Source organism: Methylobacterium litchii (genome assembly GCF_038442315.1).
GTDB classification, from domain to species: domain Bacteria; phylum Pseudomonadota; class Alphaproteobacteria; order Rhizobiales; family Beijerinckiaceae; genus Methylobacterium; species Methylobacterium litchii.
Map to the genome: position 1 here is coordinate 160,730 of NZ_JBBXMY010000001.1, position 26,437 is coordinate 187,166.

30 protein-coding genes are annotated in these 26,437 nt (G+C 70.5%); 16 read left to right on the plus strand and 14 right to left on the minus strand.

All coding sequences use genetic code 11. The annotated features are described in order from the left end of the window. Nucleotides 1-19 precede the first annotated feature (19 nt). The 4 genes from mmsB (at nt 20) to AAHF99_RS00835 (ending at nt 4,293) form a co-directional block, all read left to right on the plus strand. On the plus strand, nt 20-913 hold the full coding sequence (mmsB, locus tag AAHF99_RS00820; protein WP_342162249.1) for a 3-hydroxyisobutyrate dehydrogenase: 894 nt from the start codon (nt 20-22) through the stop codon (nt 911-913). Further along, nucleotides 913-1,686 carry an enoyl-CoA hydratase gene (locus tag AAHF99_RS00825; protein ID WP_342162250.1) on the plus strand — a complete coding sequence of 258 codons (774 nt, stop codon included), beginning with the start codon at nt 913-915 and terminating at the stop codon, nt 1,684-1,686. Before mmsB ends, AAHF99_RS00825 begins: the two co-directional genes overlap by 1 nt. Before the next feature lie 51 nt (nt 1,687-1,737). After that, nucleotides 1,738-3,468: an AMP-binding protein gene (locus AAHF99_RS00830; protein WP_342162251.1), complete on the plus strand. Its 1,731-nt coding sequence runs from the start codon at nt 1,738-1,740 to the stop codon at nt 3,466-3,468. Nucleotides 3,469-3,660: 192 nt separating this feature from the next. After that, nucleotides 3,661-4,293: a transglutaminase-like cysteine peptidase gene (locus tag AAHF99_RS00835; RefSeq protein WP_342162252.1), complete on the plus strand. Its 633-nt coding sequence runs from the start codon at nt 3,661-3,663 to the stop codon at nt 4,291-4,293. On the opposite strand, the gene AAHF99_RS00840 is transcribed toward AAHF99_RS00835, so the two are convergent. Continuing rightward, on the minus strand, nt 4,294-4,551 hold the full coding sequence (locus AAHF99_RS00840; RefSeq protein WP_243957203.1) for a hypothetical protein: 258 nt from the start codon (nt 4,549-4,551) through the stop codon (nt 4,294-4,296). Nucleotides 4,552-4,880: 329 nt separating this feature from the next. On the opposite strand from AAHF99_RS00840, the gene AAHF99_RS00845 reads away from it, so the two are divergent. Further along, nucleotides 4,881-5,603, plus strand: a complete 723-nt coding sequence (locus tag AAHF99_RS00845) for a transglutaminase-like cysteine peptidase (protein WP_342162253.1) — start codon at nt 4,881-4,883, stop codon at nt 5,601-5,603. 6 nt (nt 5,604-5,609) lie between these two features. Here AAHF99_RS00845 and AAHF99_RS00850 read toward each other — a convergent pair whose 3' ends face one another. From AAHF99_RS00850 to AAHF99_RS00875, 6 genes are all read right to left on the minus strand, one after another. Beyond that, nucleotides 5,610-5,939 (minus strand): DUF6949 family protein, encoded by a 330-nt coding sequence (locus AAHF99_RS00850; RefSeq protein ID WP_243957214.1) that lies wholly within the window; start codon nt 5,937-5,939, stop codon nt 5,610-5,612. 95 nt (nt 5,940-6,034) lie between these two features. Next, nucleotides 6,035-6,247 carry a DUF3126 family protein gene (locus AAHF99_RS00855; protein ID WP_243957216.1) on the minus strand — a complete coding sequence of 71 codons (213 nt, stop codon included), beginning with the start codon at nt 6,245-6,247 and terminating at the stop codon, nt 6,035-6,037. A gap of 89 nt (nt 6,248-6,336) precedes the next feature. Beyond that, complete coding sequence (gene cysE, locus AAHF99_RS00860; RefSeq protein ID WP_342162254.1) at nt 6,337-7,182, minus strand: serine O-acetyltransferase; 846 nt, start codon at nt 7,180-7,182, stop codon at nt 6,337-6,339. Between the two features lie 171 nt (nt 7,183-7,353). Further along, nucleotides 7,354-8,232, minus strand: coding sequence for a helix-turn-helix transcriptional regulator (locus AAHF99_RS00865; protein ID WP_243957221.1), 879 nt, complete (start codon nt 8,230-8,232; stop codon nt 7,354-7,356). 272 nt (nt 8,233-8,504) lie between these two features. After that, nucleotides 8,505-9,422, minus strand: coding sequence for a lytic transglycosylase domain-containing protein (locus AAHF99_RS00870; RefSeq protein WP_342162255.1), 918 nt, complete (start codon nt 9,420-9,422; stop codon nt 8,505-8,507). A 180-nt stretch (nt 9,423-9,602) separates the two neighbouring features. Then, entirely contained in the window at nt 9,603-10,115 is a 513-nt protein-coding gene (locus AAHF99_RS00875) for a gluconokinase (protein ID WP_342162256.1), read from the minus strand. Nucleotides 10,116-10,243: 128 nt separating this feature from the next. Between AAHF99_RS00875 and AAHF99_RS00880 the strand changes: the two genes are divergently transcribed. The 4 genes from AAHF99_RS00880 (at nt 10,244) to AAHF99_RS00895 (ending at nt 13,364) form a co-directional block, all read left to right on the plus strand. Next, complete coding sequence (locus tag AAHF99_RS00880; protein WP_342162257.1) at nt 10,244-10,495, plus strand: DUF3072 domain-containing protein; 252 nt, start codon at nt 10,244-10,246, stop codon at nt 10,493-10,495. Nucleotides 10,496-10,602: 107 nt separating this feature from the next. Further along, nucleotides 10,603-10,803 carry a Flp family type IVb pilin gene (locus tag AAHF99_RS00885; RefSeq protein WP_342162258.1) on the plus strand — a complete coding sequence of 67 codons (201 nt, stop codon included), beginning with the start codon at nt 10,603-10,605 and terminating at the stop codon, nt 10,801-10,803. A 154-nt stretch (nt 10,804-10,957) separates the two neighbouring features. Next, nucleotides 10,958-12,127, plus strand: coding sequence for a polysaccharide biosynthesis/export family protein (locus tag AAHF99_RS00890; RefSeq protein ID WP_342162259.1), 1,170 nt, complete (start codon nt 10,958-10,960; stop codon nt 12,125-12,127). A 112-nt stretch (nt 12,128-12,239) separates the two neighbouring features. After that, nucleotides 12,240-13,364 carry a branched-chain amino acid ABC transporter substrate-binding protein gene (locus AAHF99_RS00895; RefSeq protein WP_342162260.1) on the plus strand — a complete coding sequence of 375 codons (1,125 nt, stop codon included), beginning with the start codon at nt 12,240-12,242 and terminating at the stop codon, nt 13,362-13,364. 49 nt (nt 13,365-13,413) lie between these two features. On the opposite strand, the gene AAHF99_RS00900 is transcribed toward AAHF99_RS00895, so the two are convergent. From AAHF99_RS00900 to AAHF99_RS00910, 3 genes are read right to left on the minus strand one after another with little or no spacing between them, the layout of a single operon-like run. Next, a complete protein-coding gene (locus AAHF99_RS00900) occupies nt 13,414-14,001 on the minus strand; it encodes a tyrosine phosphatase family protein (RefSeq protein ID WP_342162261.1) in 588 nt (195 codons plus the stop codon). Further along, a complete protein-coding gene (locus AAHF99_RS00905) occupies nt 13,985-14,293 on the minus strand; it encodes a type II toxin-antitoxin system RelE/ParE family toxin (RefSeq protein WP_342162262.1) in 309 nt (102 codons plus the stop codon). The genes AAHF99_RS00900 and AAHF99_RS00905 overlap by 17 nt, the downstream gene beginning before the upstream one ends. Beyond that, nucleotides 14,290-14,568 (minus strand): antitoxin of toxin-antitoxin stability system, encoded by a 279-nt coding sequence (locus tag AAHF99_RS00910; RefSeq protein WP_342162263.1) that lies wholly within the window; start codon nt 14,566-14,568, stop codon nt 14,290-14,292. Before AAHF99_RS00910 ends, AAHF99_RS00905 begins: the two co-directional genes overlap by 4 nt. 179 nt (nt 14,569-14,747) lie before the next feature. On the opposite strand from AAHF99_RS00910, the gene AAHF99_RS00915 reads away from it, so the two are divergent. From AAHF99_RS00915 to AAHF99_RS00940, 6 genes are all read left to right on the plus strand, one after another. After that, the gene (locus AAHF99_RS00915; RefSeq protein WP_342162264.1) at nt 14,748-15,878 is read left to right on the plus strand and encodes a TRAP transporter substrate-binding protein; all 1,131 of its coding nucleotides are present in this window, start codon (nt 14,748-14,750) and stop codon (nt 15,876-15,878) included. A 60-nt stretch (nt 15,879-15,938) separates the two neighbouring features. Further along, entirely contained in the window at nt 15,939-17,354 is a 1,416-nt protein-coding gene (locus tag AAHF99_RS00920; protein WP_342162265.1) for a phosphatase PAP2 family protein, read from the plus strand. Nucleotides 17,355-17,816: 462 nt separating this feature from the next. Next, complete coding sequence (locus tag AAHF99_RS00925; RefSeq protein WP_342162266.1) at nt 17,817-19,205, plus strand: deoxyribodipyrimidine photo-lyase; 1,389 nt, start codon at nt 17,817-17,819, stop codon at nt 19,203-19,205. A gap of 154 nt (nt 19,206-19,359) precedes the next feature. Beyond that, nucleotides 19,360-20,640 (plus strand): chloride channel protein, encoded by a 1,281-nt coding sequence (locus AAHF99_RS00930; RefSeq protein ID WP_409564754.1) that lies wholly within the window; start codon nt 19,360-19,362, stop codon nt 20,638-20,640. A 112-nt stretch (nt 20,641-20,752) separates the two neighbouring features. Further along, on the plus strand, nt 20,753-20,932 hold the full coding sequence (locus tag AAHF99_RS00935; RefSeq protein ID WP_238247486.1) for a DUF1328 domain-containing protein: 180 nt from the start codon (nt 20,753-20,755) through the stop codon (nt 20,930-20,932). Nucleotides 20,933-20,936: 4 nt separating this feature from the next. Further along, nucleotides 20,937-21,791 (plus strand): SDR family oxidoreductase, encoded by an 855-nt coding sequence (locus AAHF99_RS00940; RefSeq protein ID WP_342162268.1) that lies wholly within the window; start codon nt 20,937-20,939, stop codon nt 21,789-21,791. 10 nt (nt 21,792-21,801) lie between these two features. Here the strand turns inward: AAHF99_RS00940 and AAHF99_RS00945 are convergent, their stop codons facing one another. Then, nucleotides 21,802-22,761: a cation diffusion facilitator family transporter gene (locus tag AAHF99_RS00945; RefSeq protein ID WP_342162269.1), complete on the minus strand. Its 960-nt coding sequence runs from the start codon at nt 22,759-22,761 to the stop codon at nt 21,802-21,804. A gap of 122 nt (nt 22,762-22,883) precedes the next feature. On the opposite strand from AAHF99_RS00945, the gene AAHF99_RS00950 reads away from it, so the two are divergent. Continuing rightward, nucleotides 22,884-23,315 carry an HIT family protein gene (locus tag AAHF99_RS00950; protein WP_342162270.1) on the plus strand — a complete coding sequence of 144 codons (432 nt, stop codon included), beginning with the start codon at nt 22,884-22,886 and terminating at the stop codon, nt 23,313-23,315. Nucleotides 23,316-23,331: 16 nt separating this feature from the next. Here AAHF99_RS00950 and AAHF99_RS00955 read toward each other — a convergent pair whose 3' ends face one another. From AAHF99_RS00955 to AAHF99_RS00965, 3 genes are all read right to left on the minus strand, one after another. Further along, a complete protein-coding gene (locus AAHF99_RS00955) occupies nt 23,332-23,718 on the minus strand; it encodes a PilZ domain-containing protein (protein ID WP_342162271.1) in 387 nt (128 codons plus the stop codon). Nucleotides 23,719-23,798: 80 nt separating this feature from the next. Continuing rightward, on the minus strand, nt 23,799-24,029 hold the full coding sequence (locus tag AAHF99_RS00960) for a hypothetical protein (protein ID WP_243959693.1): 231 nt from the start codon (nt 24,027-24,029) through the stop codon (nt 23,799-23,801). A gap of 104 nt (nt 24,030-24,133) precedes the next feature. Continuing rightward, complete coding sequence (locus tag AAHF99_RS00965; RefSeq protein WP_412759812.1) at nt 24,134-26,197, minus strand: NAD(+) synthase; 2,064 nt, start codon at nt 26,195-26,197, stop codon at nt 24,134-24,136. Between the last annotated feature and the right edge of the window lie 240 nt (nt 26,198-26,437).

Consider the following 26,437-nt stretch of genomic DNA (forward strand, 5'->3'; position numbering starts at 1 on the left):
CAAACGGGAGGACACCACCATGGCACGCACGATCGGCTTCATCGGGCTCGGCAACATGGGCGGGCCGATGGCGGCCAACCTCGTGAAGGCGGGGCATACCGTGCGCGGCTTCGACCTCGTGCCCGCCTCCCTCGACCTCGCCCGCGAGGCCGGCGTCGCGGTGGCCGGGTCGGCGCTGGAGGCCGCCGAGGGGGCCGAGGTGGTGATCACCATGCTCCCCGCCGGCCGGCATGTCATCGAGGTCTGGACGCAGATCGCCGAGGCGGTCCCCGCCGGCACGCTGCTGATCGATTCCTCCACCGTCGACGTCGAGAGCGCCCGCAAGGCCCACGCCCTGGCGCAAGGACGGGGCTGCCTCTCCGTCGATGCGCCGGTCTCCGGCGGGACGGGCGGGGCCAAGGCCGGCACGCTCACCTTCATGGCCGGCGGCGAGGAGGCCGCCTTTGCCGGGGCCGAGCCCCTGCTGAAGGCCATGGGCAAGAACGTGTTCCATTGCGGGCAGGCCGGCGCCGGGCAGGCGGCCAAGATCTGCAACAACATGATCCTCGGCATCTCGATGATCGGCGTCTGCGAGGCCTTCGCGCTCGGCGAAAAGCTCGGCCTGTCGCACGAGGCGCTCTACGACGTCGCCTCGGTCTCCTCCGGCCAGTGCTGGTCGCTGACGAGCTACTGCCCGGTGCCCGGCCCCGTGCCGGCCTCCCCCGCCAACAACGGCTACAAGCCGGGCTTCGCCGCCGCGCTGATGCTGAAGGATCTGCGCCTCGCCCAGGCCGCCGCCCTGGCGGCGGGCGCCGCGACGCCGCTGGGCGCCGAGGCCGCACAGATCTACGGGTTGTTCGACGGCCTCGGCCACGGGGGTGAGGACTTTTCCGCCATCATCCGTATGCTCCGTGGGGCCGCAGGAGAGGCGTGATGACCTACGAGACGATTCTCACCGAGACCCGGGGGCGGGTGCTCCTCATCACCCTCAACCGGCCGAAGGCGCTGAACGCGATCAACGCGCAGCTCACCGCCGAGGTGATCGCCGCCGCCTCCGCCGCCGATGCCGACGAGGGGATCGGCTGCATCGTCCTCACCGGCTCCGAGCGCGCCTTCGCGGCCGGCGCCGACATCAAGGAGATGCAGCACCTCTCCTACGCCGAGGTCTACGGCAAGGACCGCTTTTCCGACTGGGACCGGTTCAACGCCGTGCGCACGCCGATCATCGCGGCGGTGGCGGGCTACGCGCTCGGCGGCGGCTGCGAGCTGGCGATGATGTGCGACTTCATCCTCGCCGCCGACACCGCCCAGTTCGGCCAGCCGGAGATCAAGCTCGGCGTGATGCCCGGCATGGGCGGCAGCCAGCGCCTCGCCCGCTACGTCGGCAAGGCCAAGGCGATGGAGATGTGCCTCACCGGCCGGATGATGGACGCCGCCGAGGCCGAGCGCTGCGGCCTCGTCTCGCGGATCGTGCCCGCCGCCGACCTCGTGGAGGAGGCGGTGAAGACCGGGCAGACCATCGCCGGCATGTCGAAGCCCAGCGCGATGATGACCAAGGAGGCGGTGAACCGCGCCTACGAGACCACCCTCACCGAGGGGCTGCGGTTCGAGCGGCGGGTGTTCCACGCCATGTTCGCCACGGACGACCAGAAGGAGGGCATGGCCGCCTTCGTGGAGAAGCGTCCGGCGACGTTTTCGCACCGCTAAGAACACGCTACCCCCGCCAAGGGGGAGACGACGTCCCAAGGGGAGGACACCATGCCGAGCTTCCGGGAGGCCCGCGACCTGCTGCTGGCCCATCGCACGGATTACGCCGCCGCCGTCGCGCAGTTCACGTGGCCCGAGGCGGTGCCGTTCAACTGGGCGCTCGACTGGTTCGATGCCGGGCTCGCCGCCGAGTATCCCGACCGGCCGGGCTTGCGCATCGTGGAGGCCGCGACGGGGGCGGAGCAATCCCTCACCTTCGCCGAGTTGAGCCGCCGCTCGAACCAGGTGGCGAACCACCTCGCCGGCCTCGGCCTGAAGCGGGGCGACCACCTGCTCCTGCTGCTCGGCAACGTGCCGGCCCTGTGGGAGACGTTCCTCGCCGCGATGAAGCTCGGCGTGGTGGTGATCCCCGCCACCACCCTGCTCACCGCCGAGGAACTGGCCGACCGGCTGGAGCGGGGCCGGGCCAGGGCCATCGTCGCCGGGCCGGAGCAATTGCCGCGCTTCGCCACGCTCGACACGGGCGACGTCATTCGCATCGTCACCGGGCCGGCGACGGAGGGCTGGCGCGCCTATGACGAGGCGTACACGGAATCCGAACGCTTCTCGCCCGACCGGCCGACCGGGGCGGATGATCCGCTGATCCTCTATTTCACCTCCGGCACCACGGCGAAGCCGAAGCTGGTGCGCCACAGCCACCGCTCGTACCCGGTGGGCGCCCTCTCGACCATGTACTGGCTCGGGCTCCAGCCCGGCGACCAGCATTGCAACGTCTCCTCCCCCGGCTGGGCCAAGCACGCGTGGTCGTCGTTCTTCGCCCCCTGGAACGCGGGGGCGACGATCCTCGTGATCAACCAAGCGCCGTTCAACGCGCGCATCCTGCTGGATCAGTTGGAGAAGACCGGGGCCACCACCCTCTGCGCGCCGCCGACCGTCTGGCGCATGGTGATCCAGGAGACGCTCGACGGCCGCGACCTCCGCCTGCGCGAGGTCTGCGCGGCGGGCGAGCCCCTGAACCCGGAGGTGATCGAGCGGGTGAAGGCGGCCTGGGGCCTCACCATCCGCGACGGCTACGGCCAGACCGAGACCACGGCGCTGATGGCCAACACCCCCGGCCAACCGGTGGTGCCCGGCGCCCTGGGGCGGCCGCTCCCCGGCTACCGGGTGCGGGTGCTCGATGCCGACGACGAGCCGGCCAGCGAGGGCGAGGTCTGCCTCGAACTCGGCGCCCACCGCCCCGCCGGGCTGATGCAGGGCTACGATGACGGGCGCGGGCGCCTGACTGGGGCCGAGGGCGAGGTCTACCGCACGGGCGACGTGGCCTTCGTCGATGGGCAGGGCTGCTACACCTTCGTCGGCCGGGCGGACGACGTGTTCAAATCCTCCGGCTACCGGATCAGCCCGTTCGAATTGGAGAGCGTGCTGATCGAGCACCCCCTCGTCGCCGAGGCGGCGGTGGTGCCGGTGCCCGACCCGCTGCGCTACACGATTCCCAAGGCCTATGTGCTGCTCACCGCCTCGGCCAAGGCCGGGCCGGAGGCGGCGCTCGACATCTTCCGCTTCACCAATGCCAAGCTCGCGAGCTTCAAGCGCCTGCGCGCCCTGGAATTCGTGGACGAGTTGCCCAAGACCATTTCCGGCAAGATCCGCCGGGTGCAGTTGCGCCGGCTGGAGCACGACGGCGTCACCGACGACCCGTACCGGGGCACCGCCTTCACGCAGGCCGACTTCCCCGAGCTGAAGGGCGAGGCCGAGAAGAAGCCCGACCAGACGGCCGGGTGAGGGACGCCCTCACGGTTAACCGCCTCCTGGCGCAATCGGAAGCATTTAGCGGATCCGGCGAGGGTCGCATCGACCTTGCCCCGCGCCGGCCGGGGCCGGGCGGCCGATGCGTAAAATTGTCGGTATTCGCTTCAGCGCGAAGGAGGCTGCTCGCTGCAATCCTAGGTCTATAGAGACACGGGATTGCACGCGATGCGCGCGGGATTTCTCAAGGCGGTGCGGGGGGCGGTGGTCGCCGCCCTGGCGCTCGCGGGGGTGGCCACGGCCGCCCAGGCGCAGGTGCTGGCGAGCCTGCCGACCGAGCCGGGTCTGGTCCCGAAGGCCGAGGCTAAACCGATCGCCGCCTGGGTGACGTTCTGCGAAGCCTATGCGGACGAGTGCGCCGTGGACCGCAACGAGCCGGCGCGGATCGCTCTGACCCCGTCCATCTGGACCAGCATCGTCACCATCAACCGCCGCATCAACAAGGCGGTCGAGCCGATGACCGACATGGAGCACCTGCACGTCGCCGACCACTGGGACCTCGCGGAGGACGGGTACGGCGATTGCGAGGATTACCAGCTTCTGAAGCGCCACCTGCTCGCCCTGGCCGGGCTGCCCCGCCGGGCGATGCGGATGACCGTGGTGATCGACGAGAAGGGCGAGGGTCACGCCGTGCTGACCCTGCTGACCGACCGGGGCGATCTGGTGCTCGACAACAAGACCGACACGGTCCTGCCGTGGCACCGCACAGGCTACGTGTTCATCAAGCGCGAGAGCCAGGACACCGTGGCGTGGGTGTCGCTGGGCGGCGCCACCTCTCCGGCGACCACCGCCAACCGCTGATCAGGCCGCGCGCGGCAGGTCCGTGCGGGCGAGCCCGGCGACGTAGGTCTCGACCCGGCCGATGAAGGCGGCGAGATGGGGCGCGATGCCCCGCAGCGAGGCGAGATCGCGCGAGAGGATGTCGAGCGACAGGGCGCGGTCGCCGGCCGTGGGGGAGCCGTCGAGATAGGCGTTCACCGCGTGCTCCGCGATGCCGAGGGCCCCGGCCCGTCCATCCTCGGCGAGGGCGCGGATGACCTGCTGGATGGCGGGCTGCATGGAGTTGTCCTCGAATCCCAAAGGGTCACGGTGCCGTTCCGTGGCCGCATTCTTGCGACGATGGTCGATGGATCACCGCAACCGACCGTTGCGGAAGGCGCCTTTCAAGCCGGCAAAGGGCGGGAAAAGCAAGGGTCCGAGAGGGTTGCCGGGTCGTTCGCAGAACCGGTATGCTCTGAGCGCATGCGTTGAGCTGCAGCCCTGCGCGCAAAAACATGATTCCGGACGGAACCTCAGCAGGACCTTGAGGGTTATCACGCCTTCATTTTTCGGTTGTGTGTGCAACCGCAGCGTGCCAGCCTCCCCTCATCACGCGACGCGGGATGAGCATGGGCGAAGGAGCGGCGGTTCCGGGCTTTCCCTTCGGCGACTGGGCTGCCGGGCGATGGCGCGCCGGCATCCTCCTCCGCCGGGTCCGCCAGGGGGCGAGCCTCGCCATCACCGGGCTGATCCTCACCCTCGGCAGCGCGACGACCCACGCCCATCGCGGCGTGGACCTCCCCGACAGCGCGACGGAGGCCAGCGGCGGGCCGACCCGCAGCATCGGCGGCTGGGCGGATTTCTGCCGCCGGATGCCGGACGAGTGCCACATCGATCCGACCCAGCCGAAGGTGATTCCCCTGACGCTCGCGGTCTGGCGGACGCTGCGCAGCGTCAACGCGCGGGTGAACGCCCGCATCAAGCCGATGACGGACAAAGCCCATTGGGGCGTCACCGACCGCTGGGACTTCCCGGATGACGGGTTCGGCGATTGCGAGGATTACCAGCTGCTCAAGCGGCGCATGCTCGCCGAGCGCGGCCTGCCCCGGCGGGCGCTGCTGATGACGGTGGTGATCGACGACATCAACGAGGGCCACGCGGTGCTGACGGTCCGCACCGACCGGGGCGACTTCATCCTCGACAACAAGACCGACGAGATCCGCCCGTGGAAGAGCGTGCCCTACGCCTTCATCAAGCGGGCGGGCCAGGAGAGCGCGGCCTGGGTATCGCTGGAGGAGGATGCCGGCGGGGGACGGGCGGAGGGCGCGCGGGTCGCGACCGCCGAGCCGTAGGGACGGTCAGACGCCGACGATCATCGCCGCGAGATCGAGGGCGACCCGGCCCGAGACGAGGCCCCAGCCGCAGGCGATCATCGTCGCCAGCATCACGAAGGGGAAGGGGCGGCCCTCGATCCGCCGTCCGCGCACGGTGTTGCGCAGGATGATGAAGGGCGCCGAGAAGGCCAGGAGCGGCAGGGCCGCCACCGCCAGGAGGCCGCCCCGCTCCAGCAGGTTGAAGCTCGCCCGCTTCGCGGCGAAGAGTTCGAAGGCGCTGGCGAGCAGCCCCGACAGAGCGAGGCCGATGCACAGGGTGCGCAGGGAATCGACGGCGGCGGGGCTGAGGGTCATGGAGCGCGGTCCCGGAATGGCCCGCGCAATCTGACTGATCGTTTACCGAACGTTAAGCAGAGAGTTTACTTAGCGTTAACCGCTGCACAGGCGGTTCAGACGTCCTCGAGGTCGATGTCGAGGATCGCCATGCGGAACACGAAGGAATCGTCGCCGTCCTCCTTGTCGTCCGCGACCACGCCGATCGACTCCTCGCCGATGAACACCTCGGCCGTGTCGCCGGTCTTCATGGCCTGGATGCGGATGTTGGTGTTCGCGAAGGTGCGGCGCATGTAGGCTTGCAGCTTCGCGATCTCGGATTTGGTCACGCTGTCTGTTCTCCGCTGGCGGCGTGGAGCGAGGCGCAGCGATTGCCACGCCCGATGCCCCACCGCAAGCGTGGCCGGACCCTCGCGCCCTAGATGCCCTCGCCCACATGGATGAAGGCGTCGAGGGCGACGAGCTGGTCCATCGCCCGGGCCGGGTCGTCGCAGCCGGCCGTGCCGACGACGCGGGCGGGCACGCCCACCACGGTCGTGTTCGCAGGCACGGGCCGCAGCACCACGGAGCCGGCGGCCACGCGGGCGCAGGCGCCGACCTCGATGTTGCCGAGGATCTTGGCGCCGGCCCCGATCATCACGCCCCGGCGGATCTTCGGATGGCGGTCGCCCCGCTGCTTGCCGGTGCCGCCCAGCGTCACGGCGTGCAGGATCGACACGTCGTCCTCGACCACCGCCGTGGAGCCGACTACGAGGCCGGTGGCATGGTCGAGGAACACGCCCCGGCCGATCCGCGCGGCGGGGTGGATGTCGCACTGGAACACCTCCGAGACCCGGCTCTGGAGGTAGAGGGCGAGGTCGCGCCGCCCCCGCGTCCAGACGTGGTGGGCGAGGCGGTGGGCCTGCAGGGCGTGGAAGCCCTTGAAATACAGCACCGGCTCCAGGGCGCGCAGGGTCGCCGGGTCGCGGTCGATCACCGCCCCGATATCCGCCCGGAAGGCGGCCCCGATGGAGGGATCCGCCTGGATCGCCTCGTGGAAGGCATGGGCGATCAGTTCCGCCGGCAGGGACGGATGCCCGAGCCGGGCGGCGACGCGGTGCGCGACGGCTCCCTCCAGGGTCGGATGGTTGAGGATCGTCGCCACCATCAGGGAGGCGAGCTGCGGCTCGGTGCGCAGCACCTCCTCGGCCTCGTCCCGCACCCGCGACCAGACGGGGTCGCAGACGGCGAGGTCCGTCTTGGTGAAGGCTGGACTTGCGCTCATGCTCCGCGCCCGTGCTGGATGGTCTCTCGGTGGATCGGGGTTTCGAAAGGGCGAGCCCTTTCGCGGGTGCAGGGCAGCGCCCTGCCCTGTCGCCCCGCCTACAGCGTGGTGCCCCACCCCGCCCCGATCAAGACCGGGACCGCTTCAGGTCTGGTCCGCGCCGGGCGCCTGTCACCCGGCGCGGACGAGGCCGAACCGGGTCTCGATGGCGGCCGTCAGCCGGTCGAGCATCACCGGCACGGGGATGTCCGAGGTGTCGACCTGGGCGGCGGCCCGCGCATAGAGCGGCTCGCGGCTCGCGAGCACGGCCCGCAATTCCTGCATCGCCGAGGCGTGATCGCCGGTAGTCGGCAGGTGCCCCTGCTCGCGCACGCGGTTCATGTGCTCCTCCGGCCGGGCGCGCAGCCAGACCGTGTAGAACGCCTGCAATAGCAAATCGTAGGTCAGCGGCTCGGCGACGATGCCGCCGCTGGTCGCGAGGATGAGCGGGCCGGGATGCTCGGTGAGCCGCCGCAGGGCGGCCTGCTCCAGGCGGCGATAGCCCTCCTGGCCGTAGATCGCGAAGATCTCCCGCACCGAGAGGGCGTTCTCGCGCTCGATCTCGGCGTTCAGCTCGACGAAGGTCCAGCCGAGCCGGTCGGCGACGAGCTTGCCCAGGGTCGATTTGCCCGCGCCGCGCAGGCCGATCAGCGCCACCCGCGCCGCCCCGGAGGCCTCGTTGCGGTTGCCGCCGGACAGGATGTCCTTGGCCGCCGCGATCTGGCTGGGATTCGCGTGGGAGAGGAGATCGCGGATGACGGGCCAATCGGGGCTGCTGTCGTCCCCGGTGATCAGGTCGTCGAGGCGCACGCCCATGGCGTTGGCGACCCGCCGCAGCAGGATGATGGAGACGTTGCCCTGCCCACCCTCGAGCTGGGCGATGTACCGCTCGGACAGGCCCGAGAGCTGGGACAGCACTTTTCGCGAGAGGCCCCGCACCGTGCGCGCATGGCGCACCCGGCGGCCGAGATCCGCGAGAAAGAGTGTCTCCTGTTCGATCACGCCGGCCATGGCGCCGTTCGCTTTCCTGCCGTTACGGGACGCCGTTCCGCCCGGACAGCCGCGGCAGCCAAGCCTCCCGACAGGGGTGGGCAGGCCCGCCACGGAGCATCCGTGCGAAGACCAGCGTACCCTACCCCAATGAATCTGATATTGACGCCGACGCCTCTCACGGGCGCATGGGCACCTGTTCGGCGCCAAGCACAGCGTGTTGCGTATGTGTTGCGGAACGTCCCGATGGTCAAGCCTCGCGACCGATGCCGTATGGGCAACGGTGCGTATCCTTATTGCGATGGCAGGGCCGCCGCTTCCTGCTGTACGGGCGCCGGGGCGGCCGGACGCGGCGCGGCGAACGCCAGGAGCTTCGGCGAGGGGCGGCGGGGCGGCAGCGGCACGGCGACGGCCTCCGCGACGACGGCCGTCGTCGGGGCGGCGGCGGCCTCGGCCGGGGCGGTGGGCGACAGGCGAAGCTCGGTGAAGGCGGCGGGCGTCGCGGCGGCGACCTGCACCGTGCCGGCGAGCGCGTCCGGGCGGCGGGGCGGCAACGGCACGTCCACCGTGGCGACCACGGCCTGCGGCGCCTCGGTGGTCAGGCTGGCGTATTGCACGGACGCGTCGCCGGCGAGGGCGGCGGGCCGGCGCGGCGGGAGCGGCACCTCCACGGCCTGGACCGGCGCCGGCTCGGCGGCGGCATAGGCCAGGACGACGGAGGCTGGGGCCATCTCGGCGGGCGAGCGGCCGGTGAAGAGGCTCGCCAGGGCGCTGGCGGAAGCGGCGACGGGGGCCACGGTCGAGGCGACGACGGTAGGGATGCCCTGGCGCTTGGCGGCGTAATAATAGCCGCGGTTATAATACTGGTAGGCTTGGTGGAGGTTGCCCTGCGCGGTGCGGTAGGCGCCCGCGAGATAGGCCACGCCGTAGCGGAGGTTGGTCTCGGGGTCGTAGAGGCCGGACGGGTCGCCCGTGTAGCCCAGCGAGCGCGCCGTGGCGTGCTTGATCTGCATGAGGCCGAGCGCGCTGCCGCCCTTGGCGTTGGGATTGTAGTTGCTCTCGCGCTTGACGACGGCGTGCACGAAGCTCGCCGGCACTCCGTTGGCCTTTGCCTGCTGCTCGATCAGCGCGTCGATGTTGTCGCGCGCCGTCTGTGCGATGGCGGCCGCTGGCGCGACCGCGATGGCGGCAGCAAGGAAGAGGCGATGCATTCCGAGACCCGGGTGCTGCTTGTTCTATGGTCAAGCTAGGTCACCGGGAAATGAGGCCGGAAAACGGCCCGGAGCCGGCGGAGTGACGGCGGAAGGGGGACGGGCCGGGTGCTCTCCCGCCTTATCGCCCGGCCGCCCGGCCCTGTGTTCGGCCTGCCACAGGTTTGCGCCGGTCCGTCGTCACGTCCCGTCCGCGAGGCGGGCGACGATGGCATCCGCGATGGCGCCGGGCGATTCGGCGATGCTCGCGACGAGGGGGTGCTCGTCGGGGCCGGGGGGTTCGAGCACCGCGAACTGGGTGTCGAGGAGGCCCGGCGGCATGAAGTGGCCGTGGCGCTGCGCGAGGCGTGCCGCGATCAGCGTCCTGTCGCCCTCCAGATAGACGATGCGCACCCGGCGGCTGCCGCCAACGAGGACGTCGCGGTAGGCCCGGCGCAGGGCCGAGCACACGATGACGCCGGATTCGCCCGCCTCCAGGCGCTGGCGGATCCAGACGGCGATCCGCGCGAGCCAGGGCGCGCGGTCCTCGTCGTCCAGGGCGAAGCCGGCATGCATCTTCGCGATGTGCTCCGGCGTGTGGAAGCTGTCGCCGTCCACGAACATCCACCCCAGCCGCTCCGCCACGAGGGCGGCGACGGTGCTCTTGCCCGAGCCCGACACCCCCATCACCACGAGGACCTGCCCACCGTCCATGCGTCCCTCGTTCTCGCCCGCTGCACGCCCATTCTAGGGTGGGGACAACGCCGCCGCACCCCGCCCCGGCACGGAACCCCGGACCCGCCGGGACGTTGGCCAGAACATTCCATGAACGGGTAAATCACATGTCCAAGTCGACCACCAAGGACACCGCCCAGTCCGAGAACCCGAAGACCGATCCGAAGGACGTGTCGAACCAGATCAAGGATCCGGACCAGTGGACCACGGGCGGCGAGCCGATGACCGGCGCGCAGGCGTCCTACCTCAAGACCCTCTCGGAGGAGGCCAAGGAGCCGGAGGCGTTCGACGATTCCATCGACAAGGCCGAGGCCTCGAAGCGCATCGATTCCCTGCGGCACAAGGCCGGCCACGCCTGAGCGTAGACGATCGCGTTAAGCCGGCGGCAAGTCGCGTCCGGTATGTCTGAGGTCCGCCCCCCGTCCCCGATCGACCGGAGGACGGGGGTGCTGACGGTTTCGGAACGATGAGCGAGCGGACAGGACAGGCGATTTCCTCCTCCCTCTATGGCCGCTTCCTGCGCGATGCGAGCGGGGCGACGGCCATCGAGTACGGGATGATCGGCGGCTTGATCTTCGCCGTCATCGCCGGAACCCTGAAGCTGTACGGTGCGAAGCTCGACACCGTGTACATGCAGATCGGCACCACCATCGGGCAGGCGAACTGAGCGCCTCGTCCTCCGATGCCCTCTAGATACCGGGGGTTGCGAGGATGAAACGGCCGCCCGGGCCGTGCGAGCGCCAGTGTGGCCGGTCCGCTACGGACTCGCCGCTGCCCATGGGTTAGGCACGATACCGGCCAGGCCCATGGACAGCGTCCGGATGCGTACAACCCCGATCCTTCTGCTCGCCACGCTGGCGATGTCGGGCTGCACGCTGCTGCCCGCGGCGGGGCCGACGGCCACGGCGATCCAGGCCGGCGCCGAGGTGCCCGAGTCCGGGGGCGGCCTGCTCGCCCGCTACGAGATCATCGACATCAACCCCGCCACCATCGAGGCGCTGCGCGGACGGCCCCTCGACAGCCTGCTCGCCTCCTTCGGCGATCACCGCCCCTCCGCCGAACCCCTCATCGGCATCGGCGACATGGTCGCCGTCTCCGTCTGGGAGGCCGGGTCCGGCGGCCTGTTCTCCGGGCCCCTCGTCGCCGACCGCTTCTCCGCCGGCTCCAAGTCCGCCCTCATCCCCGAGCAGCCGGTCGGGCGCGACGGCTCCATCTCGGTTCCCTATGCCGGCCGCATCGCCGTCGCCGGCCGCCGCCCGCAGGACGTGCAGGCGCTCATCGAGAACGAACTCGCCGGCAAGGCCATCCAGCCGCAGGTGCTCGTCTCCGTCACCAAGCCGATCTCGCAGACCGTCACCGTGACCGGCGAGGCCGTGGCCGGCGCCCGCCTGCCGCTCACCGGCCACGGCGACCGCCTGCTCGACGTCATCGCCACGGCGGGCGGCGTGCGCTCGCCGGTCTCGGAGACCTTCGTGCGCCTGTCGCGCGGTCCCGTGACGGCGACGATGCCGCTGACCACGGTGGTGTCGAACCCGAAGGAGAACATCTACCTGCGGCCCAACGACGTGCTGACGCTGGTGCGCGACCCGCAGACCTTCCTGGCGGTGGGGGCGCTGGGCAACTCGACCGAACTGCCGTTCTCGGCGGACGGGATCACCCTGGCGCAGGCCCTGGCCAAGGCGCGGGGCCTGTCGGACTTCCAGGCCGACCCGGCCGGCACGTTCATCTTCCGGTTCGAGCCGGCGGCGATCGTGCGGCGTCTTGCGCCGGGCTCGAAGCTGACGGGCACGCCGCTGGTGCCGGTGGTGTACCGGATCGACATGCGCGACCCGAACAGCCTGTTCACGGCGCAGGCGTTCCGGATGCGCAACCGCGACCTGATCTACGTCTCGAACGCGCCGTTCACCGAGATCCAGAAGGTGCTGGGCGTCTTCTCCAGCGTCACCGGCCCTGTCGCCTCGGCGGCCGCCGTGTACACCTACGCGAAGTAGCCGAGGGATACGGAAAAGAAATCGCGTTCTGGCAAGACCTCGCGTAAGGGCTGCGGCTCGTGGGCCGGAGGCCCCGCCCGCAACCTGCGAAGAGGGTGCTGAGCAGAGCCCGATGAAAGCCGGACGTGTCGTCCCCGCCCGCGGGCTCCTCGCCGCCGCGTTGCTCGTGTCCAGCCTGTGCCTCGCCCGGCCAGCCTGCGCCGACGTGACCGTCGGCGTCGCCGTGCCGCGCTCGGGCCCCTACGTCGCCGTGGGCGAGCAGGTGCTGCGCGGCGTCGAGGCGGCGGCCCGGGAGGCCAACGCCATGGGCGGGCTCGACGGGCAGCCGGTCGTGCTCGACGTGCAGGACGACGCCTGCGATTCGAATTCCGCGACGGCGGTGGCCAACCACTTCATCCGCTCGAACGTGCGGCTCGTGGTGGGCCATGTCTGCTCGAACGCCTCCATCGCCGCCTCGGACCTCTACGCGGCCAATGGCATCGTGATGATCACGGCGGCCTCCGTGGCGGCCAAGCTGACGGACCGGGGCCTGCCGACGATCTTCCGCGTGTGCGGGCGCGACGACGACCAGGCCCGGCTCTCGGCGGCGGTGCTGGCCGAGCGGTTCCGCGACCGCAAGATCGCGCTGCTGCAGGACCAGGGCGCCCCCGCGCGGCTGCTCGCCGCCGCGACGAAGGACAACCTGAACCGGATCGGCGTCAACGAGGCGCTGTTCCTGTCCTTCCAGCCCTCCGAGAAGGACGACGAGGCCCTGGCCGACCGGCTGAAGGCGGCAGGGATCGAGGTGGTCTATTACGGGGGCGACGCCACCGAAATGGGCCGGCTCGTCAAGATCGCCGCCGACCGGGGCTACCGGCCGCAATGGTTCGGCACCTCGGCCATCGCGACGCCGGACTTCGCCAAGGTGGCGGGGCCGGCGAGCAACGGCGTGCTGATGACCTTCTACCTCGACCCGAGCCGCCAGCCGGCCGCCGCCGGGGTGGTGAAGGCGTTCAAGGCGCAGGGCGTCGACCCCACGGGCTCCACGATCTACGGCTACGCCGCGCTGCAGGTGCTGGTGGCGGCGGGCAACTTCGCCCATTCGACGGAGCCGCGCCCGATCACCCAGGCGCTGCACACCGAGCGGTTCGACCTCGTGCTCGGCACGGTGGGGTTCGATTCCAAGGGCGACGTCACCGCCCAGGGCTACGTCCTCTACGTCTGGAAGGACGGCAGCTTCACCCCCGCCGGCAAATAGGGATCCCAAAGGGCAAGCCCTTTGGCGGGTGCAGGGCGGAGCCCTGCGGTCAGCGCAGCGCCGCCTCGACCTCCGGCCCCCGCCCGAGCCCGCGCAACAGATCCGCCAGATGCGGCCGCACCGTCAGTTGCAAGGCGTGCAGCCGCCGCACCGCCTCGCTGAGTTCCCCGCCCCGTCCCAGCGCCGCGTCGGCGAAGGCGATCATCCGCGCGTTGGGCCAGGCGGGCTCGCGCAGGGCGTGCAGGCGCGCGACCAGCGCCCCGGCCTCCGTCTCCGGCTCTCCCTGCGCGAACAGCATCAGCAGGGCCGCCGTCGAGCGCGACAGCCCGTAATGGCAATGGACGAGGACATGGGAGGCGTCCCGGAGGTCGCCGCCGAAGGCCAGGATCGCCGCGACGTCCTCCCGCTCCGGGGGCACGAGGGTCGTGCCGTGCTTGTCGGTGCCGGGGCCGAGGCAATCGTGGAAGCGCAGGGTCGTGCGCCGATGCACGCCGTAACCCTCGAAGGCGACCGGCTCGGGCGTGCCGGGATCGAGGAGCGAGAGCACGTGGCTGATCCCGGCCTCGCCGTGCCCCGACAATTCCTCCAGGCCGCAGACGGTGTGGAGGGTGAGGGCGGGATCAGGGGACGTGGCCATGGGCCCTCTCTTCAGGAAGCGGCGGCCATTGGCGAGCCGTATGGATCAGAACCAGGATCCACACGGTCTCGTCCACGACCTCGTAGACGATGCGGTAGCTGCGATGGGGGTTCACTTCGCGGGTCCCCGCGACCGGCCCCTCGTGCCCGAGCAGGGGAAACTCCGCGAGCCGCGCGACGGCTTCACCGAACAGACGGTCGATCTTCAGGGCGGCGGCCGGATCGCGGGCGGCGAGGTAATCCCAGATCGCCGCGCGGTCCCGCTCGGCCTCCGGGGTCCAGACGATTCTCACGTTCGGTCGGCGATCCGAGCGCGACGGGCGGCGAACTCGGCCTCGACTTCCTCGTGGGAGCGTCCCCGATCCTCCCGCACCGAGGCGCGGGCCACCGCGACCTTGCGTTCGAGGAAGGCGGCATGCTCCCGCTCCTCACGCTGGCGGCGGACGAAGTCGCGCATCAGCTCGCGCACCACCTGCGACGCGGGGCGATGACTTGCCTCGGCCTCGGCCATGAAGGCGTCGCGAAGCTCGGCTTCGAGCTTCATGGTGAAGACGGCGGCTTTCGGCATGGCGCCCTCATGCGGTGATGACGAAGTGTATACGCGCCCTGCCGCCGCGCAAAGTTCCGGCCGGGGCTGAACCGTCCTGGCTGGTGATCCGTTTCGAGACGAGTGTCGGCCATGCTACCGACGCCGGCCGATTCCCTGCGGCCCATTCCCTGCGCACGGACGACCAGCCCCCGGACGAGATGCCTTCGGACGATACGCACGCCCCAACCCGCCCCGCCTCCCCGGCCCGGCGGGGCCTCCTTTCGGCCGGTCTCGGCGCGGCGCTGACCGCGCCGCTCGCGGCGCCCGCCCTGGCGCAGGCCGCGCCGGACCTGCGCTGGCGATTGTCGTCGGCCTATTCGAAGACCCTCGACATCCTGTTCGGCGCGCCCGAATCCCTGAGCCGGATCGTCGCCGAGGCCAGCGACGGGCGCTTCCAGATCCAGGTCCAGGGACCGGGTGAGCCGGTGCCCGCCGAGGGGCTGCTCGATGCGGTCGCCGCCGGCACGGTGGAGATGGGGCACGGCCCCGCCGCCCTCGCGGCGGGCAAGGACCCGACCTTCGCGCTCGCCACCGCCATCCCCTTCGGGCTCAACGCCCGCGGCCAGGCGGCGTGGTGGCAGGCGGGCGGCGCGGCCGAGCTGTTCGGCGAGATCTTCGCCAAGGCGGGCCTCGTCGGCCTGCCCGCCGGCAACACCGGCGCGCAGATGGGCGGCTGGTTCCGCAAGGAGATCAAGAGCCTCGCCGACCTGCAGGGCCTGAAGCTGCGCATCGGTGGCCTCGGCGGGCAGGTGCTGACGAAGTTCGGCGTGCAGCCCCAGGCGGTGCCCGGCCCCGACCTCTACGCCGCCCTCGAATCGAAGAAGATCGACGCGGCCGAATGGATCGGCCCCTACGACGACGAGCGCCTCGGCCTGCAGAAGGTCGCCCCCGTCTACCACTATCCCGGCTTCTGGGAGGGTGGGGCGATGCTCCATGTCTGGATCAACGCCGAGAAGTGGAAGAGCCTGCCCAAGTCCTATCAGGCGATCCTGCGCGCGGCCTGCGCCCAGGTCGGCGCGGAGGTGCAGGCGAAGTACGACGCGCGCAACCCGCGCGCCCTGCGCCGCCTCGTGGCGGCCGGCGCCCAGCTCCGGCCCTTCCCGCAGGAGGTGATGGAGGCCGCGCTGAAGAACGCCAACGAGGTCTATGCCGACCTCGCCGCCAAGAACCCGGATTTCCGCCGGGTCTACGAAGCCCTGCGGGTGTTTCGGAACGAGGAGTACCTGTGGTTCCAGGTGGCGGAATACACCTTCGACAACTTCATGATCCGCGCCCGCGCCCGGGGCTGAGCCGTCACAGACCGGTCATGCGGCGGGCCTAGGCCGCAGGCAATCCCAGCGGAGCGTAGCATGAGACATCTCCCCGCCCTCGGGCTCGCGGCCCTGTGCCTGACGGTGTCGGTCTCGGCGCTGGCGCAGAGCCAGGCCAACCTCAGCGCCCTGCGGGGCCTTGCCGCCGTCGCGCGTCTGCCTCAGAGCCCGGCGGGCCAGGCCGCCCTCGCCGCGAACCTGACGGTGACGGGCGACATCCAGAGCGGAGCCGCGAAGCAGCCGACCCTGCTGCCGTTCGCGGAGCAGCGCCTGCTGGCCCTGAAGGATTGCTTCATAACCGACGGCAACGCGACGCAGCTCGCGGACGGCCTCGGCACGCGGATCGGCGAGGCCTATCAGGCCAAGGCGCGCTACGCCGACCACAAGACCTTCACCAGCGTCTCGCCGGCCCTCGCCAAGCTGATCGGCTACACGAACAACGTCACCAAGTCCGATTCGAACGCCGGCAAGTACTTCTTCGCCAACGCCACCCAGGACGGGAAGACGCCCGTCTCCGAGGAGGCGACGGCGATCCTGGCGAACGGAGCCGTGACGGACGTGTTCGGCCGCGCCTATGGCCGCCCCGCCGGCACGCCCGGCTCGGACGCGTTCGGCAATGCCCGCCCGGTACAGACCCTGCCCGTCCTCACCGCCTACCGGGGCGAGGATTACTTCGGCCATCCTTCGCACAGTCTCGACTGGCTGCGCGGGCCGAACCAGAACCTCACCGACAGCCCGTCCTTCCCGAGCGGGCACACGACCTACGGCACCACGGAGTCGATGCTGCTCGCGATCCTCGTGCCGAGCCGCTACCGGCAGATGGTGGTCCGCGCCGCCGAATACGGCAACGACCGGATCGTCGTGGGCGCGCATTACGCCATGGACGTGATCGGCGGCCGGGCGACCTCGCTCCACGCCCTGGCGCACCTGCTCGCCAACGATCCCGCCTATGTCGGGCAGATCCGCGTGAACCCGGCCGTGCTCGACCCCGCCAGCGCCGACACGACCAAGACCGTCTCGCTCAGCGACTACCCGGCGGTGGTGAAGGCCGCCCGCGCCGAACTCGACGCCTTCGTCGCGCAGACCTGCGGCGCCGACATCGCCGCCTGCGCCGCGCAGGACCAGAGCCGGTTCAAGGATGAGGCCGCCAACGCCGCCTTCTACGCCTCGACGCAGACCTACGGCCTGCCGGTGGTCCACCCCGAGACGGCGGGCAAGACGGAGGACGTCGCGGCACTCGCCCCTGAGGCCGGCCATCTGCTGACGGCCGCCTTCCCAGAACTGTCGCTGGCCGAGGCGAACCGCATCCTCACCGAGACCCAGGGACCCGGCGGCGGCTTTCTCGACGACGGCTCGGAATTCGGTGTCTATGCCCGGCTGAACCTCTACGAGGCGGCCGGCAAAGCGGCCACCCTCGTCGCGAGCCGGCGGAACGGCGCGGCGCCCGCGCGCTGAGCGCCCAAGAAAAAAGGCCACCCCCCGAGGGAGCGGCCCGAAGTCTAGGGAGGAAACGCCCAAGGAGGGCAGCGAAAGAACGACGCCATCGCGCTCTCGCAATGCAAAATTGAGTGCAGACGCGCCGGATGACAAGGGCTTTCGGCGCAAGATTTTACGCCTGGGCTGGCACCGGCCAAGTTTCGGGATCGGCCGTGCTGAAAATGTCGCAGCGCAATCGCAGATCGCGAATGCTGCCCCCGCACTTCGCGAAAGCTCCGAAGCAGGCGGAACGACAGGATCCAGGGCCTCGATACGGTTCAGGATAGTGCGCCGTAGCCACTGCAAACGCTAATCCCGGCCGCAGAACCCTGCGACGTCTTGTCGAGGCGGCGTCGCGAAACCGTCGTCTCGTCCTGTTCCGCCTCCCCTTCTCTCCGCACCGCCCTAGCTCGGTCGAGGCGAATCGCGGTGGGGGTCGGTGTGGCGATACAGGGCGAGCGGGTCCGGGTGCTCAATGACGTAGAGCCGGATGGCGAGGGCCGCTACGTCCTCTACCTGCTGCAACAGGCCAACCGCGCCCGGTTCAACCCGGCCCTCGAACTCGCGATCGAGGAGGCGAACCGGCTGAAGCTGCCGGTGGTGGCCTGTTTCGGCCTGCTCGACGGCAAGAGCGGCTTCCCCGAAGCCAATGCCCGGCACTACGCCTTCCTGCTCCAGGGCCTCGCGGAGGCGAAGGGGGGGCTGGAGAAGCGCGGCATCGCCTTCGTGATGCGCAAGGCCTCCCCCGCGAAGATCGCCATCGACCTCGCCGACGAGGCGGCGCTCCTCGTCCTCGACCGGGGTTATCTCGCGATCCAGAAGGCGTGGTACGCCGAGATCGGCAAGCAGGTCCGCCGCCGCATCGTGCAGGTCGAGGGCGACGTGGTGGTGCCGGTCGAGACCGCCTCGAACAAGCACGAATTCGCCGCCCGGACCCTGCGGCCGAAGCTCAACCGCCTCTGGGACACGTTCATCGAGGACCTGAAGCCCCGCCCCGTGAAGCACAAGGCGGACACGCTCGGCCTCAAGAGCGAGATCGACGTCTCCGACCCCGACAAGGTGCTCGCGGAGATGAGCCTCGACCGGGAGGTCGGGCCGGTGAAGCGCTTCGCGGGGGGCGAGGGCGAGGCGCGCAAGCGGCTGAAGGCGTTCCTGAAGGACGGATTCGAGGGCTACGGCGCCGGGCGCAACAAGCCCGAGGCGGCGGCGGCCTCGCACATGAGCCCCTACCTGCATTTCGGGCAGATCTCCCCCGTCGAGATCGCGCTTGCCATCCGCGAGGCTAAGGCGGGGGACGACGATGATCGCGGCGCCTACCTGGAGGAGCTGATCGTCCGGCGTGAGCTCGCCATGAACCACGTGTTCTACACGAAGGGCTACGACGAGTACGACAAGGCCGTGCCCGACTGGGCGCGCAAGACGCTGGCCGACCACGCCAAGGACGAGCGCCCGCACGCCTACACGGAAAAGCAGCTCGCGGCCGGCGAGACCCACGACCATTACTGGAACGTGGCGATGCGCGAGATGCGCGAGACCGGCTACATGCACAACCAGTTGCGGATGTACTGGGGCAAGAAGATCCTCGAATGGTCGCCCTCGCCCAAGGAGGGTTTCGCCCGCACCCTGCGCCTGAACAACCGCTACTTCCTCGACGGGCGGGACGCGAACTCCTTCACCAACGTCGCCTGGGTCTACGGCCTGCACGACCGCCCCTGGCAGCAGCGCAAGGTGTTCGGCACCGTCCGCTACCAGAGCGAGAACTCGCTGAAGAAGTTCGACGCGAAATCCTATGCGAAGGCCGTGGAGAAGCTCTGCGCGGCAGAAAGCTGAACACCCTCGCGCTCCGTCCCCCGGCCCGCTAAGCCTTCTGCGACGCGGGATACGAAGGACGGCGATGACGGCGCAGCGGGAGTCGGAGACGGACGAGAAGCGGAAGGTCCGTTCCCGTACCGGTCGCTCCATCGCCCGGCTTCGCTCCGCCTCCATGGACGCCTACCCCCTGTGGCGCTCGCGGCTGCTGTTCCTCGTGGGCGGCATCTGCGTCGGCCTCGCGGCGGTGGTGATGGCCAAGGGAGCCGACCTCGCGCAGGAGGGGTTCAAGGCGCTCACCGCCCCCTCGCCGTTCATCGCCCTGGTGCTGACCCCGGCGGGCTTCGCCCTGGCGGCGCTCCTCGCCAAGACCGTGTTCCCGAACTCGCAAGGGTCGGGCATCCCCCAGGTCATCGCCGCGCGGCACGCCCGCGACGCCCGGTTCCGCCACGGACTGATCTCCCTGCGGGTCGGGTTCGGCAAGGTGATGGTGTTGTTTCTCGGCCTGCTCTGCGGCGCCTCGGCGGGGCGCGAGGGGCCGACGGTGCAGGTCGGCGCGGTGATCATGGCCGCCTTCGGCCGCCTGACGCCGGACCGGCTGCCGGGCCTGCTGCTGGCGGGCGGCGCGGCCGGGGTGGCGGCGGCCTTCAACACGCCGCTCGCCGGCATCGTGTTCGGCATCGAAGAGCTGGGCCGGGCCTACGAGGCGCGCTCCTCCGGGCTGATCGTGGCGGGCATCGTCGCCGCCGGCCTGACCTCCCTGTGGCTCATGGGCAATTACACCTATTTCGGCACGACGCCGGCCGTCCTGCCCCTCTCGGCGGGCTGGATCGTCCCGGTGCTCGCCGTGCTCGGCGGGCTGGCGGGCGGGGCGTTCAGCCGCCTCGTGATCCTGTTCGCCCGGGGCCTGCCGGGGCGGGCGGGCCGGTTCGTGAGCCGTCGGCCGATCCTGTTCGCCGCCGCCTGCGGCCTCGCGGTGGCCCTGTGCGGGCTCGCCACCCACGGGGCGGCCCATGGCACGGGCTACGAGGAGGCGCGCAACATCCTGCACGGCGACGCCCCGGCGAGCCTCCTCTACGCGCCGCTGAAATTCCTCGCGACGGTGCTGAGTTCGGTGAGCGGCATCCCCGGCGGGCTGTTCGCGCCCTCGCTGGCGGTCGGGGCGGGGCTCGGGGGAATGCTGCACCCGTTCGTGCCGGACGTGCCCGTGGGCGCGGTCGTGCTCGTCGGGATGGTGGCCTACCTGACGGGGGTGCTGCAGGCGCCGATCACCAGCTTCGTCATCGTCACCGAGATGACCCAGAACCACGCCCTGATGATCCCGCTCATGGTGGCGGCGCTGATCGCGGACGCGGCCTCGAAGGCGGTCTGCCGCACCGGGCTCTATCACACCCTGGCCGAGATCATGCTGGAACGCGCCGACGTGCCGGCCGAGCCCGTCACCCGCACGGCCTGAGAATAAAGGCTTCGTTCGGGGCCCGCGCGACGGAACAGTCGCGCTTGCACGCCGGTTGTGCGTGCGAGCATGACTCGCCCGGCTGTCCCGCCGGGCCAAGGGAGTTTGCCTGATGACCCTTCTGAAATGGGCCCTGATCTGCTTCGTGATCTCGCTGATCGCGGGTGGCCTCGGTTTCACCGGCATCGCGTCGGGCGCGGGCTCGCTGGCGCGGATCCTGTTCGGCCTGTTCCTGATCGTGGCGATCGTGATCGTGGTCATCGCCTTCGCCGTCGGGCAGGTGGTGTTCTAGCCCCATGCGCGGGCGCGTCTGCCTCGTTACGGGCGCGACGGGCGGCATCGGCTACGAGACGGCCCTCGGGCTCGCGCGCCGCGGCGCGCGGGTCGGCCTCGTCGGGCGCGATGCGAACAAGCTCGCCGGCTGCGCGGAGAAAATCCGTGCGGCGGCGCCGGAGGCGCGGGTGGACACCTACCGCGCCGACCTGTCCTCGCAGGCGGAGATCCGCCGCCTCGCGCAGGAGGTCCGTGCGGCCTGCCCGCAGCTCCATGTGCTCGTGAACAACGCGGGCGCCATCTTCGACCGGCGCGAGACGACCGTCGACGGCATCGAGCGCACCTGGGCCCTCGACCATCTCGGCTACGTGCTGCTGACCCTCGAACTCCTCGACACGATGGCGGCGACGGCGGGGTCCGGGGGCAAGCCCCGGATCGTCAACGTCGCCTCGGCGGCCCATTACCGGGGCCATATCGACTTCGCCGACCTCGGCGGGGTGAAGTCGTTCGGGCCGATGCGGGCCTATTCCCAGGCGAAGCTCGGCAACGTGCTGTTCACCTATGCCCTGGCCCGGCGCCTCGCCGGACGGGGCATCACCGTGAACTGCCTGCATCCGGGTGTGGTCGATACGGGCTTCGCCAAGAACACGGGCGGCCTGTTCGGCATGGCCTGGAACCTCGTCCGCCCCTTCCTCATCACCCCTGAGAAGGGCGCGCGCACCTCGCTGCACGTCGCCACCGCGCCGGAGCTCGACGGCGTGACGGGGCGCTACTTCTCCCACGCCAAGCCCAAGACCTCGTCCGCGGAAAGCCGGGACGAGGCGGTGCAGGAGCGGCTCTGGCGGCTGAGCCTCGATCAGGTGGGCCGGGACGCCTGAGGCCAACGCCTCAGGCGGCCGCCGCCCGTGCGCCCTCGGGCTTGGCCTGGATCTCGATGAACACCCGCTTCACGTCCGGGTCGCGGGCCTTCAGCGCCTTGTCGAGCCGCGAGACCGCCGCCTCGACCGCCCCGGCGGTGAGGTCGTCGGCCATGTCGAGGCTGAGGTTCACGAGGATGTCGCTCGGCCCGAGATGCTGGGTCAGCACCTCGTTCACGTGCATCACCCCTGGCTCGTCGCGCACGATCTCGTCGATGGCTTTCACCAAAGCCGGGTCGGCGGCCTCGCCGATGAGGAGGCCGTGGGTCTCCACCATCAGGAACACCGCCATCCCCACGAGGACGAGGCCGATGCCGATGGAGGCCGCCCCGTCGAGGGCCGGGTTCTCCAGGACATGCGCCAGCAGCACGCCCGCCAGCGCGATGAGCAGGCCCGCCAGGGCCGCCGTGTCCTCCGCGAGGATGGTGAACAGACTCGGATCCTTGCTGCGCCGGATCGCGTGGATCGCCGAGTGCTTGCCCTTCTCGGCCCAGAACTGCTTCATCGCCACCGTCCACGAATAGCCCTCCGCCGCGATGGAGAAGCCGAGGATGGCGAGGTTCACATACAGGCCGGGGATCGTGTAGCCGAAGAGGTGGGCGTCCCTGTCCGGCTCGGGATGCAGCATCCGCTCGACGCCCTCGTAGACGGCGAACAGGCCGCCGCCGAGGAAAATCATCAGCGCCACGACGAAGGCGTAGAAATACACCTCGCGCCCGTAGCCGAAGGGGTGGCGGGCATCGGCGGGCTTCTCGGCCCGTTTCAGCCCGATGAGGAGCAGGATCTGGTTGAGGGTGTCCACCACCGAGTGGACGCCCTCGGCGATCATCGCCGTCGAGCCGGTGAGGAAGCCGCCTACGAACTTCGCCGTCGCGATGGCGAGGTTGGCCCCCGCCGCGGCGTAGATCGCCCCCGTGCTCTCGTGTGCCACCCGTCGCGCCCTCCAACGCCTCGTCGGCGCCGGGAGAGAAGGAGCTTGGCCTCGCTGCGGTTCCCATCCAGTGGACGCCCGCCCCCGCGCCGTGCATCGTGCCGGCCTGACTGGGAGGCAGCATGGCGGACACGGCCTACGACCCGAACAACGTCTTCGGGAAGATCCTGCGGGGCGAGATGCCGGTGCACACGGTCTACGAGGACGAGCACACCCTGGCCTTCATGGACGTGATGCCCCAGGGCGAGGGCCACACCCTCGTCATCCCGAAGGCGCCCTCGCGGGGGCTCCTCGACGCCACGCCGGAGACGCTCGCCGCGCTGATGCGCAGCGTCCAGACCGTCGCCCGCGCGGTGAAGGCGGCCTTCGCCGCCGACGGGCTCACGGTCTTCCAGTTCAACGAGGCGGCGGGCGGACAGACGGTGTTCCACCTGCACGTCCACATCATCCCCCGGCGGGAGGGCGTGCCCCTCAAGCGCCACGAGGGCGGCATGGCCGACCCGGCGCTCCTCGCCGCCCATGCGGAGAGGATCCGCGCGGCGCTCGCCGGCTGAGCGGTCCTCCCGCCCGTCAGATCGCGAGCGCGGCGGCCTCCATCATCTGCGCGAGGCGGCGGCGCAGGGCGGCGTTCTCCGCCTCCAACTCGCCGACCCGGCGCAGCAGGGTGGTCATGGTCAGGTCGGGGGCGGTCTCGGGGCTCTCCGCGCCGTTGTCGAACGTGACGCCGATCCCGTCCTCCCGGCGCCAGCGCAGTTGCGCGCGGAAGGTGCGCTCCTTCTGCGGGATGAAGAGATCGAACTTCTCCGGCAGCGTCGCGGTCTCGCTCAGCAGCAGGCGCGCCCCGGTGCTCGACATGTCGCGCACAAGACAATCGATGCTCGACGAGCCGTTGTTGAAGTGGATTCGTCCCTTCAAAAACACCCGGAGGCGGGGCTGCCTTCGTTGTTCCATGGACATGCGACGAGTTCCAATATGCGCGAACACGGCCACTGTGCCGAACGCGAGTTAAGGAATATTCGCCGTGATCGCAGACCGGCTCACGCGATGAAGCGGCGGTCGACCGTCTGGAACAGGTAGAAGCCGTTGAAGCGCACGGCGGTGTCGGCGGCGCGGCCGTCGAAGTCGAGGGGCGGACGGCAGCCGTCATCGAGCTTGCCGCCGAAGGTCCAACGGCCGGACCCGATGAAGGGCGGCACCGCGCTCGATTCGGGGACGGCGCAGCACAGGCCCTCCACCTCGGTCAGCCGGAAGAGGTTGTAGTTTCGCATCGGAAACCCTCCGCTAGGCCGCCCTCGGAGGCCGATCTTCGCTGCGTTGCGAAGAATCAGCTTGACCGTGTTCATAATGGCACAATGAGCCACGTTTGTGACGGTCAGGTTTCAGGGATGTTACGCGCCCACTCCTCCAGCCAGATGCGGGCCGATCCGTCGGACGGGGCGCGCCAGTCGCCCCGGGGCGAGAGGGCCCCGCCCGCCACCACCTTCGGCCCATTGGGAATGGCCGAGCGCTTGAACTGGCTGAAGGCGAAGAAGCGCTTCAGGAACACGCCGAGCCAGAGCCGGATCTCCGGCAGGCCGTAGGCGATGCGCTTGTCGGCGGGGAAGTCCGGCGGCCACGCGCCGCGCGCCGCGTCGCCCCAGGCGTGGAGGGCGAGGAAGGCGATCTTCGACGGGCGGAACCCGTAGCGCAGGGTGTAGAACAGGGTGAAGTCCTGCAGGGCGTAGGGGCCGATGGCGGCCTCCGTGCTCTGGGGCGCCGCGTCGGCCTCTGCCGGCACCAGTTCCGGCGAGATCTCGGTGTCGAGGACGGCCCGGAGCACCCGGCCTTCCTCGGTGCTGAAGGCGTCCGTCGCAATGACCCAGCGGATCAGGTGCTGGATCAGCGTCTTGGGCACGCCGGCGTTGACGGCGTAGTGGCTCATCTGGTCCCCGACGCCGTAGGTGCACCAGCCGAGCGCCAGTTCCGACAGGTCGCCCGTGCCGATCACGAGGCCGCCTGCGTGGTTAGCGAGGCGGAACAGGTAATCGGTGCGCAGGCCCGCCTGCACGTTCTCGAAGGTGATGTCGTAGACCTTCTGCCCCGCCGCGTAGGGATGGCCCATGTCGGCGAGCATCCGCTCGGCGGCGGGGCGGATGTCGATCTCGGCGGCCGTGGTGCCGAGCCCCTTCATCAGCGCGTGGGCGTTGGCCTTGGTGCCCGCCGAGGTGGCGAAGCCCGGCAACGTGTAGGCGAGGATGTCGGAACGCGGATAGCCCAGCCGGTCGAAGGCCTTGGCGGCGACGATCAGGGCATGGGTCGAATCGAGGCCGCCGGAGATGCCGATCACGACCTTCTTCGTGCCGGTGGCCTCCAGCCGCTGCGCGAGGCCGGCGACCTGGATGTTGTAGGCCTCGTAGCAATCCTGCGCGAGGCGGGCGGACTCGTTCGGCACGAAGGGGAAGCGCTCCACCTTCCGCATGAGGCCGAGATCCCCGGCCGGGGGATCGACCCGGAACGGCACCCGGCGCCAGGGGCCGGGGGGCGCGGCGCGGGCGTCGTCGTCGAAGCTGCCGGCCTGCAGGCGCTCCTGCGCGATCCGGTCGAGGTCGATGTCGGCCAGCGTCGCCACCGGCTTCCAGGCGAAGCGCTCGCCCTCCGCGAGGCGCTCGCCGCATTCGTCGATGCTGGTCTGCCCGTCCCAGGCGAGGTCGGTGGTCGATTCGCCGTGGCCGGCGGCGGCGTAGAGGTAGGCGCAGGCCCCACGCATGGAGGCCGAGCGCGACAGCAGGGCCCGCGCCTCCGCCCGGCCGACGGTGATCGGGCTGCCGGAGGGGTTGGCCAGCACCGTCGCCCCGGCGAGGACCGCGTCCATGCCCGGCGCCCGGGGCACCCACAGGTCCTCGCAGATCTCGATGCCCACCACGAGGCCCGGCACATCCTGCGCCTCGAACAGGAGGTCCGTGCCGAAGGGAATCGCCTGCCCCCCGACCGTGATCGTCTCGCCCGTGATCCCGCTGCCGGAGGCGAAATGGCGCTTCTCGTAGAACTCGCGGTAGTTCGGCAGGAAGGACTTGGGCACGGCGCCGAGGAGCCGCCCGCCCTGGATCGCGAGGGCGCAATTATAAAGACGGTGGCGCCAGCGCAGCGGCGCCCCGACGATCAGCAGCGGCCGCAGCGAGGCGGTGCGCGCGGCAAGCTCGCCGGCCGCCGCCGCGACGGCGTCGAGGAGCGTCTGCTGCAACAGCAGGTCCTCGATGGCGTAGGCCGAGAGCGCCAGTTCCGGGAACACGGCCAGGGCCGCGCCCTCCCCGTGGCAGGTCTCGGCCAGGGCGAGGATCTGCTCGGCGTTGCGCGCCGGATCCCCCGGATGGCTGCGCCCGGTGCAGGCGGCGACGCGGGCGAAGCCGTGCCGGTACAAGGACCGGAAGGCCGTCTGGGACTCGCTTGGGTTCGACACGTACCGGCCCGTCTCCGAAACTCCGCGCATCCTTAATATGGAGCGCCGGTTCGCTCCAGCGAACGCCCGCGCCGAAAGCCCCCGTTAACGCTGACGCTTCTAACTCTGCCGAGCCGCCGACGGCCGGTGGCCCTGTATCCAGCGTCTCATTGGAAACCCATGCGCGCATCGGGACGACCCCCGCACTCCCACCGTGACCCTGCCCGCCCGGTGCGGGGCGGTGACCGTTCCGGGCTGTCG